General features: G+C 62.8%; 12 protein-coding genes. 3 read left to right on the top strand and 9 right to left on the bottom strand.

The window, feature by feature from the left end:
• The first annotated feature begins 117 nt into the window (after window positions 1-117).
• On the top strand, window positions 118-1,308 hold the full coding sequence (nhaA, locus tag EOA75_RS21220) for a Na+/H+ antiporter NhaA (RefSeq protein ID WP_127325075.1): 1,191 nt from the start codon (window positions 118-120) through the stop codon (window positions 1,306-1,308).
• Between the two features lie 168 nt (window positions 1,309-1,476).
• Window positions 1,477-1,890, top strand: a complete 414-nt coding sequence (locus tag EOA75_RS21215) for a hypothetical protein (RefSeq protein WP_127215885.1) — start codon at window positions 1,477-1,479, stop codon at window positions 1,888-1,890.
• Between the two features lie 75 nt (window positions 1,891-1,965).
• On the opposite strand, the gene EOA75_RS21210 is transcribed toward EOA75_RS21215, so the two are convergent.
• From EOA75_RS21210 to cueR, 4 genes are all read right to left on the bottom strand, one after another.
• Window positions 1,966-2,466: an MmcB family DNA repair protein gene (locus tag EOA75_RS21210; RefSeq protein WP_164747477.1), complete on the bottom strand. Its 501-nt coding sequence runs from the start codon at window positions 2,464-2,466 to the stop codon at window positions 1,966-1,968.
• 421 nt (window positions 2,467-2,887) lie between these two features.
• Window positions 2,888-3,055: a hypothetical protein gene (locus tag EOA75_RS34150; RefSeq protein WP_156751061.1), complete on the bottom strand. Its 168-nt coding sequence runs from the start codon at window positions 3,053-3,055 to the stop codon at window positions 2,888-2,890.
• Window positions 3,056-3,458: 403 nt separating this feature from the next.
• A complete protein-coding gene (locus EOA75_RS21205; RefSeq protein ID WP_067324300.1) occupies window positions 3,459-3,761 on the bottom strand; it encodes a DUF1330 domain-containing protein in 303 nt (100 codons plus the stop codon).
• An 85-nt stretch (window positions 3,762-3,846) separates the two neighbouring features.
• Window positions 3,847-4,236 carry a Cu(I)-responsive transcriptional regulator gene (gene cueR / locus EOA75_RS21200; RefSeq protein WP_067003523.1) on the bottom strand — a complete coding sequence of 130 codons (390 nt, stop codon included), beginning with the start codon at window positions 4,234-4,236 and terminating at the stop codon, window positions 3,847-3,849.
• Window positions 4,237-4,458: 222 nt separating this feature from the next.
• Between cueR and EOA75_RS21195 the strand changes: the two genes are divergently transcribed.
• Window positions 4,459-5,076: a L,D-transpeptidase gene (locus EOA75_RS21195; RefSeq protein WP_067003525.1), complete on the top strand. Its 618-nt coding sequence runs from the start codon at window positions 4,459-4,461 to the stop codon at window positions 5,074-5,076.
• A 173-nt stretch (window positions 5,077-5,249) separates the two neighbouring features.
• On the opposite strand, the gene EOA75_RS21190 is transcribed toward EOA75_RS21195, so the two are convergent.
• The 5 genes from EOA75_RS21190 to EOA75_RS21170 form a co-directional block, all read right to left on the bottom strand.
• Window positions 5,250-5,819, bottom strand: coding sequence for a NifU family protein (locus EOA75_RS21190; protein ID WP_067003527.1), 570 nt, complete (start codon window positions 5,817-5,819; stop codon window positions 5,250-5,252).
• Window positions 5,820-5,963: 144 nt separating this feature from the next.
• The gene (locus EOA75_RS21185; protein ID WP_127325074.1) at window positions 5,964-8,213 is read right to left on the bottom strand and encodes a glycogen debranching N-terminal domain-containing protein; all 2,250 of its coding nucleotides are present in this window, start codon (window positions 8,211-8,213) and stop codon (window positions 5,964-5,966) included.
• A gap of 216 nt (window positions 8,214-8,429) precedes the next feature.
• Window positions 8,430-8,921 (bottom strand): universal stress protein, encoded by a 492-nt coding sequence (locus EOA75_RS21180; protein ID WP_067003529.1) that lies wholly within the window; start codon window positions 8,919-8,921, stop codon window positions 8,430-8,432.
• 102 nt (window positions 8,922-9,023) lie between these two features.
• Complete coding sequence (trpS, locus tag EOA75_RS21175) at window positions 9,024-10,091, bottom strand: tryptophan--tRNA ligase (protein ID WP_095799470.1); 1,068 nt, start codon at window positions 10,089-10,091, stop codon at window positions 9,024-9,026.
• Window positions 10,092-10,263: 172 nt separating this feature from the next.
• A partial coding sequence (locus EOA75_RS21170; RefSeq protein ID WP_206517022.1) for a lipid II flippase MurJ occupies window positions 10,264-10,713 on the bottom strand: 450 nt, incomplete at its 5' end.

Below are 10,713 nucleotides of genomic sequence, written 5' to 3'. Positions count from 1 at the left end.
GCGCCGGCGCTTGCAAGCAGGGCGACGGTGACCGACCGGTCCAATGCTTGCCCGGTCGTTCAAGTTTGAGCATCATCGCGAAGGACACCGGCCGGCGGGCCATGCGACGGAGGGGTCATGCGCGACGAGCGGCCGAAATCGATGCTTCGCGAATTCCTCGACGGCGAGGCGGCCGGCGGCATCATCCTGATGGCGGCCGCCGCCCTTGCGCTCATCGTCGCAAACTCGCCGCTCGCCGAAACCTATTTCGCCGCCCTCCACGCCTATCTCGGTCCGCTCAGCGTCTCGCACTGGGTGAATGACGGGCTTATGGCGGTGTTCTTCCTGCTGGTCGGGCTGGAGATCAAGCGCGAGATGCTGGACGGCCAGCTCTCAACCTGGCCGCGCCGCGTGCTGCCGGGCATCGCCGCGGCCGGCGGCATGGTGTTTCCGGCGCTGGTCTATGTGTTGGTCAACCGCGACAACCAGGCGGCCCTTCCCGGCTGGGCGATCCCCACCGCCACCGACATTGCCTTCGCGCTCGGCGTGCTGTCGCTGCTCGGCAGCCGCGTGCCGGCCTCGCTTAAAGTGTTTCTTACCGCTTTGGCCATCATCGACGATCTCGGCGCCGTCATCATCATCGCGCTGTTCTACACCAGCGGCCTGTCGCTCGCCTATCTCGGCGCCGCCTTCGCGGTCATCGCCGTATTGATCGTACTCAACCGCATGCGGGTGATGAACCTCTTGCCCTATCTCGTACTCGGCGCGGCGCTTTGGGTGCTGGTGCTGAAGTCGGGCGTGCATGCGACGCTTGCCGGCGTGGCGCTGGCGCTCACCATCCCGCTCGAGCGTTCGCCCGCCATCGGTCACGACGTCGAACACTCGCCGCTGCACCGGCTGGAACATGGCCTGCACAAGCTCGTGCCCTTCATCGTCATCCCGATCTTCGGCTTCGCCAATGCCGGCGTCTCGCTCGGCGGCCTGAGCGTTGCCGCGCTGGTCGAGCCTCTGACGCTCGGCGTCGCCGCCGGCCTCGTCGTCGGCAAGCTGGTCGGCGTCTTCGGCGCCTCGGTTCTCGCCATCCGGCTCGGCCTCGCCGACCTGCCGGCCAATGCTGGCTGGCTGCATATGATCGGCATTTCGCTTCTGTGTGGCATCGGCTTCACCATGAGCCTGTTCATCGGCCTGCTCGCCTTCGCCAATGACGCGGCCCTTCAGGACGCGGTGAAGGTCGGCATCCTCGCCGGCTCGCTGATCGCCGCGCTGGTCGGCGCGGCGGTGCTGCTGATGGCGCCGGCGCGGGGTGGCGCCGAAGAAGAAGTGGAGTAGGGCAGCGGGGAACGCGGTCTTGCCGATCAATGGAAGCGTTGTAAGGCGCACCACTACTTTCCGATGACTTGAATTTGATGAGTTGAAGCTATCGCTGGAGTGCTAGCGTGCTTCAGCGTGCCGTCAGACAGCGATGGGGCAATTCACTCGGTTAAGGGGCCAGCAAAAATGGTATGCCGCACAACAAGTGTCATAGCAACGGTCGCGGTTTTGGGCCTTGGGCTCTCTCCGGCGGCTGCGTTCACACATCTGTCGAGCTATGAAAAAACGGCACTGACGGGCCAAGAGATTCTCGTCTTTAAGGGAGCGAGCCTGAACGCGGACTGCTCTTCTGCCGGCAAGGACGATGTAAAAATTATCTCCGGGCCGAGTCATGGGGAAGTTAGGTTGGTTGAAGGGAAGGTTTACACATCTTTTGCGAAAACCAACCAGAGATTTAGATGCAATTCTCGAAAGGTCGACGGAATAAAAGGCGTCTACAAATCGGCTGCCGGGTTCAAGGGGCAGGATCAGATGACCTTCTCGGTTCATACTTTTGATGGGAACGCGTACAAAATTGTCGTGGACGTCAATGTCGAGTAGGGGCTGCGCTTTGGGTCCCGGCGCAGTGCAGCCCGGTGCTGCGCGGCCCGCGGCCAGCGACGACGAGATAGCGTCCTACTCGCTTTCGCCGTCCAGCACCGGCACCGAAACACCGGCAAGCTCCGCCGCCAGCAGCCGCGCCGCGCCCGCACGCGCGATCCTGAGCATCAGCGCCTTGCGCGTCGCGGCGGCCATGCGGTGCTCCGGCGCCTCGCGCAAGATCTCCGCGCCATAGCCGTCGGAGAGGATGAAGCCGCATTCCTCCGGAAAGATTTCCGCGGGCACGCCGGGATGGGTGGCGAAGAAGAAGCGGTCGGCATGCAGCCGGTAGTCCGGCCATTTGCGATCGACGCGAAAATCCTCGATCGAGGATTTGATCTCGATGATCCAGATGTCGCCCTGCCGGGTCAGCGCGACAAGATCGGCCCGCCGGCCGGTGGCCAGGGATAGCTCTGGCAGCACATGCGCGCCCATTTGGGTGAGCAGGCGCTGCACGCCGCGCCGCACCAGCATGGCGCGCTCCGACTGGCGGCCGTCGATCAGCGGGTTGAGGGGAATCGCGGAAACGATAGGCATGGCAGGCACCATGCCAGATTTTGTTCACGGTTTGAACGCGATATTAAAGGACGATTGTATATTTGACAGACCCAGACGCACAATTAATTCGGGAACCGAATTGGGTTCCGGTATGTTGACCACTATCGCCGGTAACGACCCAACGGACATCGGCGGCTGAGAGACAGCGATCTAGCGCTCCCGTCTGCATAAGACCGGAGCCACGCTATGTCTCCCAACAATCCCCATCGCGCGCTTTATTCCAATCAGGACAGCATTCTAATCGCCAGATCGAGAGAGTATATCGAACGCTCACGACGGCGGCTCATAGAAACCGAACCGTTGCTCGATCCTCACCGGATGCGTCACCCCACACAGGATCGGGATATCGCCAGCATCCTGCGCGGCACTTGGTGGAAGTCTTATGATGACGACCAAGGGGCTAGCGAGGCTTCTTTCCCGCTTTCTCGTCGTGCTTAGGCGGCGGCGGGGACTTTGCCACTTTCTTAATCGCCGCGTTCAACGGCTCTTCGGAATCGACGGTTTCAATCTCCCGCGCCAGTTCGCGGAACTTCTCAACTTGACTCTTTTCAGCGGGTTTGCCTGACATTGCAGAATGCACCTTTGCTTTATTGACGAGAGTGGTAGCCCGCCCAAACCCTGCCGCGTGGGCAATAGGCCCTATTTTGTCACATGCATGAGGCCCAATGGCATGGCATTGCAGACGAAGTGCGCAGGATAAAGACCAAATATGGCGTCACAGGCGAAATCAAATGGCGCTATTTCGGCCCAGATAACACGGACCCGGGCAACTCCGTCGCCCACCTAACGAGGGCGAAAGGCGCGGGCGGTTATATATTTCACAGACCACCGCAACACTTGAGAGTGTTGCTACCCTGCTGCATCCGCAGTATGAACCCCGAAAAAATCCTAAGCCGAACGCAATCAGCGTTACAGGCCAATCGGTGATCGCCCAAGTAATGCCGATGATTGACGCTTCATTGTAGAGCGCCTCATCCAGCCTCCCCCAGATCCCCTTCGAAGATGAGCAGCACGCGGTTCGACGCCTGCAGCGCAAACCGCTTCGCTTCCTCGTAAGCCGGGTCGTCATAGCAGGCCTTGGCAGCTTCCAATGACGGGAATTGGACGACGATCACCCGACCGGCATCGCGCGCCTCCACCAGCAGGGGCGGCACTTTCGAAGGATTGCTGCGTGCCTGATACTTCTCGCCGATGGGCTTCCAAAGCCTGGCGTATTCGGCTTGCGCTTCCTGATCCGAAATCTCGGTGCCGACGATGAGCCAGTATCCCTTCACGGGTGGAGCACTCCTGCCGAGGATTTGTTTCTGGCTCAAGAGCTAAGATAGAGATCGGATACTTGTCTAGCTCCGGTCGGCGACTTCACGCCGCCCCCGCCATGTCATCCAAAATCGGGCAGTCCGGCCGGTCGTCGCCGTGGCAGGCGTGGATCAGCTTCTGTAGCGTCGCGCGCATCGACTGCAGTTCGCGCACCTTTTCCTCGATCGCCCTGACATGGGCGCTGGCGATTTCGCGCACGTCATGGCTGGCGCGGTCGCGGTCCTGATAAAGCGCCATCAGCTGCCTGCAATCATCGATTGAAAAGCCGAGGTTGCGGGCGCGGCGCAAGAAGGCCAGCCGGTGCACGTCGTCGCGCGAGTAGTCGCGGTAGCCGTTTTCGGCCCGCGCCGGCAGGATCAGGCCGATCTCCTCATAGTAGCGGATGGTCTTGGCCGGCAGGCCGGAACGCTCGGCGGCATCACCGACATTCATGGCGCTCTCCTGTCTCCGGCAGCCTTTCCGGCTGCCCCGTTGATTTTACTTCACAATCCTGGGACCCCTGTTGCCGAAATGCCGCAGTTCGGCACTTACCAGCAGGGAAGGTCATCATATAGGCAGTGCACGCTTGGCAAGCAAAAGAAATGCCAGCATGAATGATGGTGAGAAAGCGGCCGACTCGTGCCGCTGATAAAAGGCGGGGCGTCGGACCTATTCATGCGCTTGAAGTCGTTTGCAATCGTCGCCGCCCTTGCGCTGTCGACCGCGATCAGCGGGTGCAGCACCATTGGCGGGCAAATCTTCACCAACAACTATGGCGCGATGACCGATGCCGGCTATCAGCTGCCGCGCATCCCGATCGAGAAGGTTCCGGCCCGCTTCCGCCGGCAGGAAGTGCGCTACGACACTCCCGAGAAGCCCGGCACCATCATCGTCGACACCCAGAACAAGTTCCTCTACTTCGTCGAGGGTGACGGCATGGCCATGCGCTACGGCATCGGGGTCGGCCGCGAGGGCTTCGAGTGGCACGGCACCGCCCATATCGCGCTGAAGCGCGAATGGCCGACCTGGACGCCGCCGGCGCCGATGATCAAGCGCCAGCCCGAACTCGCCAAATTCGCGGGCGGCATGGAGCCGGGCCTGAAGAACCCGCTCGGCGCGCGCGCCATGTATCTGTTCAACAAGGGCGGCGACATGGGCTACCGCCTGCATGGCAGCCCGGAGTGGTTCTCCATCGGCAAGGCGATGTCGTCGGGCTGCATCCGCCTGATGAACCAGGACATTATCGATCTCTACGACCGCACTTCGGTCGGCGCCAAGGTCATCGTGATGTGATCACGATGGCCGCGGACAAAAGCTTGCGTGCGCGGACCGTCTAGGCAACAACAAGACGTCCAAAGACAGAAAACCGGGCTGTTGGGGCCCGGTTTTTTGTTTTTGCGGTTGGAGAAAATTCACTCCGCCGAGAAGCTCAGAAACCGCAACAGGCGGCCGGCGGAGCAGAATTATCAGGCGACCTGCTCGACCTGCTGCACTTCCGGAACAAAATGCCGAAGCAGGTTCTGAATGCCGTGCTTCAGCGTCGCCGTCGATGACGGGCAACCGGCACAGGCACCCTTCATGTGCAGGAACACGGTGCCGTTCTCGAAGCCGCGGAAGGTGATGTCGCCACCATCCTGCGCGACCGCCGGGCGCACCCGGGTGTCGAGCAGCTCCTTGATGGTCAGCACCAGCTCCTCATCCGCCTTGTCGTAGAACTCGCCGGCCTGGCCGGCATCGTTGGCCGGGGCCGCCGAAGCCATGACCGGCGCGCCGGACATGAAATGCTCCATGATGGCGCCGAGGATCGCCGGCTTCAGGTGCTGCCAGTCGGGACCGTCCTTGGTCACGGTGATGAAGTCGTAGCCGAAGAAGACGCCGGTGACGCCGGGGATCTCGAACAGCCGGCCGGCCAGCGGCGAAGCCTGCGCGGCGCCTTCGGCGTCGCGGAAGTCGGCGGTGCCGTCGCGCAGCACTTCCTTGCCGGGCAGGAATTTCAGCGTCGCCGGGTTCGGCGTCGATTCGGTCTGGATGAACATGGATATCTCCAGGCCCTTCCGGGCCGATAGTTTGGAATAGTTCTAAATAGGCTCTATCGGCTGGACATTCAAGCGAAACGCGTCGCCCGAACGGCTGGCTGGCGGAATGTTTTTGCCCCGGCGGAGCGCTTCGCCACGGCAAGCCTATCCTCCGACTTCCACGCTGAGTTGTCCACTCGTCTTCTGGATGTTCACCTCGGCGCCGTCCGCCGTGCGCATGAATTCGAGGTCGGCGCTTGCCTCGCCGACCCGCAGCCCGCGAAGCTCGATGCGGCTGACGAAATCGGGCAGTCGCGGCCGCACGATCCGCAGCCTGTTTGCGAAGGCGTCGGGCTCCAGGCCGAGGCAGGTGGTCACCAGGAACGGCACCGCGCCCGCTGCCCATGCCTGCGGGTGGCAGGCCACGGGATAGTGCACCGGCACCTGGAAATCGTTGCGCTGAAAGCCCGCCATCGCCTCCGGCAGCCGGTGATGGCGGAAGTGCATCGCCGCTTCGACAATGGCGGTGAAGGTCCTCAGCGCCGCGCCGTCCTCGCCATACCGCCGGCAGCCGGCCGCCAGCAGCGCATTGTCATGCGGCCAGACGGTGCCGAGATGATATCCGACGGGATTGTAGCGCCGCTCCGCGCTCGAGAGCGTGCGCACGCCCCAGCCGTTGAACATGTCGTCCTGCATCAGCCGCCGCACGGTTCGGCGGCCCTTGCCCCGATCCGCGATACCGGTCCACAGCGCATGGCCCGGGTTGGAGGAAACGACCGCGACCGGGCGGCCGCGCGCCTCGAGCGCCAGCGCGAAAGTGTCCAGGTCCTCGCACCAGAAGTCGCGGTTGAACCGTGTCCGAAGCTTTTCGGCCTCGCCGCGAACCTGCCTGGCGCTGTTGCGCTCGCCAATGCGTTCGTAGAGATCGGCGATGGCATGCTTGGCCGCAAACACATAGCCCTGCACCTCGACCAGCGCGATCGGCGGCCTGGCGATGCTGCCGTCGGTCCTGACGATCGCGTCGGCCGAATCCTTCCACCCCTGGTTGACGAGACCGCTTTCCGAGATGGTCCGGTATTTGACATAGCCTTCGCCATGCCCGTCTCCGGCCTTGGCGATCCAGCCCAAGGCCTTTTCCACCGGCTCCCGCAGTTCGCGGAAGAGCCCCACGTCGCCTGTCCACGCGGCATAGCGGCCGAGAAGCAGCAGGAAGAGCGGGGTCGCGTCGACCGTGCAGTAGAATCTGGCATGTGGGACATTGCCCGCGCGAGCGAGCTCGCCGACGCGCAGCTCATGCAGTATCTTGCCGGGCTGCTCCTCTCGCCATCGATCCGTTCGACGTCCCTGATAGCCGGCTAGAAGGCGCAGCGTCTGGGCGGCGATCTCCGGCTGGAAGGCGAGCATCTCGAGCGCGACGATCAGGCTGTCGCGTCCAAACAGCGCGACGTACCACGGCACGCCGGCTGCGAAATACTCCCTGTTGCCAAGATCCGACCTGAGCACCGCGAGATCGCGCAGCGAACGGTCCATGATGCTGTTGAGCAGCAGGCTGTCGCTGTCGAACTTCGTGTGTTGCTCCAGCCATTTTTCAGTATCCGCCTCAACCGTCCCGGCAAAGCCCTCGAGAGCAAACGCCGGGTGCTGGCTCATTTGCTCGGCCTCCGGCTCTTCCGACAGTTCCCTCAATTCTATGGTGATGGCGATGGTGCGCCTTTCTCCTGGCGAAACATCGAACTGGAACTCGGCCGCGGTTCTGTGCATGGCATCGGGTGCCGGCAAGAAACCGATTGTTGCCGTTCTGCGAACGTGGTCGGCGCCGTGATAGACAAAGTGGAGGCTGCCGTCGCGCCAGGCAGGCCGCTCGCACCTGCCGAGGTTCTTCGGCACCAGTCCGCGCACATTGAAAATGTCCTCGAAGCCTGCGCCGAAGTGCAGGGCCAGCGGAAAGCCATGCGGCTCGTTGCCGAAATTCTGGATGGTCAGAACCTCTCGCACACATGTTTGCTCCGCATCGAGAATGCGCTCCCAGCGGATGCCGAGCTCGTCCTTGGGGATCAGTCGCCCCCCATCGCAATGCAGGTCGGGATTGGCCAGTTCGAAAAGCGCGGCGTAACCTCTTTGCGCGGTCGAGGCCAACACGATCGGCGGCAAACCGCCCAGCGTCATCTCATAGCCGCCGAGGAAACGGCAGTCGTGGAAATAGAGCCCGAAGCCGTGCTCGCCTTTCACCGGTATCTGGGCGTCGGGAGCGAGGATATAGTAGAGATCGAGATTCTTGACCGTAATCGCGCCGGCGATGCTGTCCACCATGGCCGGGTGCCCCTTGGCGAGCACGCGGTGCCTGCGCTCCTGCTGCGCATCAGGCGTCTGCCGGGCTTTTTGCTGTGATCGCGCTGCCTGCGAGCGCGGCTGCACCGGTGATCCAGTCCCAGCGTTTCGCGGCTTTGACGTGCCGCTACGCCCTGCTTTCCGGGTTGATTCGTCCACCGGCGCTCCTTTGGAATGGCGTTTCCGTGACCATTCCAAATGGCGCGCCGCCGACACGGGCCAAGGGCTATGGGCTGGTTGATAACATCGATGTGTATCTGCGGATCGGCGACGTTCCAATCGGGCAGGAGGGGCCTTCCCAATTCAGGCCAGGCTCTCGATTTCCTCGTCGGAGAGGTTCTGCGGCACCACGGTAACCGGGATGGGGAAGGCGGCGCCCCGGCCGGCCACCGCACTCACCAGTGGCCCCGGACCTTCCTTGCCGGCGCCGGCCGCCAGCACCAGGATGGCGATATCCTGGTCTTCCTCGATGAGCTTGTGGATTTCCTCGGTCGGCTTGCCTTCGCGCACCACCAGTTCCGGCTCGATGCCGACCTTCTGGCGCACCTTGCTGGCATAGGTGTCGAGCGCCGCGCGCGCGGTCGCGTTGGCTTCCTCGCGCATGATCTTCTCAACCCCCAGCCAATGCTGGAAATCGTCCGGCTCGATCACATAGAGCAGGACCAGCACGCCGCTGGTGCTCTGTGCGCGCGTCGATGCGTAGGCGACCGCGCGCTCGCATTCCGGCGTATCGTCGATGATCGCCAGGAATTTGCGGCGATGTCCGGCTTCACGGCTGAGGCGTTTGGAAACCATGTCTGTCCGCTAGGTATCAATTCGGCCGCAATCTGCCACCGCCAGGGACCGGCGGCAAGCCGCCGGCCGGTATGGCGATCCCAGTCAACCAGCGAGGACCGATCAGTCCTGCAACAGGCCGATGATGTCGCGCACCGTCTTCATCGTGCCTTCGGCGATCGCGCGGGCGCGCTCGCCGCCGTCCTTGAGCACGGCGTCGACATAGGCGCGGTCGCCCTCGATGCGGCGCATCTCCGAGGCGATCGGCGCGAGCTTTTCGACTGCAAGGTCGGCCAGCGCCGGCTTGAACACGGAAAACTGCTGGCCGCCATATTCCTTCAGCACGTCGGCTTTGGAAATTTCGGCGAGGCCGGCATAGATGCCGACCAGGTTTTCGGCTTCCGGCCGGCTTTCCAGCCCGCCGACTTCACTCGGCAAGGCCTCCGGATCGGTCTTGGCCTTGCGGATCTTCTTCGAGATTGTGTCGGCATCGTCGGTGAGGTTGATGCGCGACAGGTCCGACGGGTCCGACTTCGACATCTTCTTCGAGCCGTCGCGCAGGCTCATGATGCGCGCCGCAGGACCGCCGATCACCGGTTCGGTGATCGGGAAGTAGCCATTGACCGTCTCTTCGCCGACCTGCATCTCGACGCCGACGCCAAGCGCCGCGATCTTCTCCGAGAAGTCGTTGTTGAATTTTTGCGCGATGTCGCGGGTCAATTCCAGATGCTGCTTCTGGTCCTCGCCCACCGGCACGTGGGTGGCGCGGTAGAGCAGGATGTCGGCCGCCATCAGGCTTGGATAGGCGAGCAGGCCGAGCGAGGCGTTCTCGCGATCCTTGCCGGCTTTGTCCTTGAACTGCGTCATCCGGTACATCCACCCGATGCGCGCCACGCAGTTGAAGATCCAGGCCAACTCGGCGTGCTGGATGACTCGCGACTGGTTGAAGACGATGTGCTTCTTGGGGTCGATGCCCGATGCCAGGAAGGCCGCGGTGATCGAGCGCGTCTGGTCGCCAAGGTCCTGGTGCACGAGCTGCGCCGTCAGCGAATGCAGGTCGACGACGCAATAGATGCAGTCGGACTGTTCCTGGAGGGCGACGAATTTCTTGATGGCGCCGAGATAGTTGCCGAGATGCAAATTGCCGGTCGGCTGGACGCCCGAGAAGACGAGGGGCTTGAAGGCGGACATGATTTCCTCATGGCTTGTGGAGGGCCGTATACGCATGATTCCAAAAAGTTGCAGACTTTTTGGAGCCAATCATGCGGCTGGAAACCGCGCGCGGCGAAAGTCTTGCGACGGCGGGCTTATGGACGAAGGCGAATGCGGGATCAAGACCGGTGTTGCTGAAAGCCAGCTCGAGTTATTCGTCCAAGCCGGTGTTCGATTTCCGCGGCGCAGATTTCGCCGAGCCGCGCTTCACATTCCGACGGATCATGCCGAAATCGGCCCCGCCGGTGCCGAAAGCGGTGATGAAGTAGAGCGCAGCCCCTCCGCCGACGAGCGCGAACAGGGTCGTCGCCTTCACCACCAGCGGCGAGCCGGGCCCGAGCCGCGCGGCGAAATAGTGCTCGGCGAAATAGAGCGCGACCGCCATCACAACAGCCGACAGCACCAGCCGGGGAATGCGCTTCAAGAGCGGTATGTCACGACCCCAGTGGCCGCGCTTTATCAACATGCCAAGCAGCAAAGCCGCGTTGACCCAGCCGGCGACGGCCGAGGCGACAGCGATGCCCGGCGCGCCCATCGAAGGAAACAAGCTCAGCGCGGTGGCGACGTTCACGCCGACGGAGATGGCGGCGAAGATCATCGG

The sequence above is a fragment of the Mesorhizobium sp. M1A.F.Ca.IN.022.07.1.1 genome (genome assembly GCF_003997575.1).
Lineage (GTDB): Bacteria > Pseudomonadota > Alphaproteobacteria > Rhizobiales > Rhizobiaceae > Mesorhizobium.
Note: the sequence above shows the minus strand (reverse complement) of the source record. Positions and strands in the feature narration are given on the sequence as shown.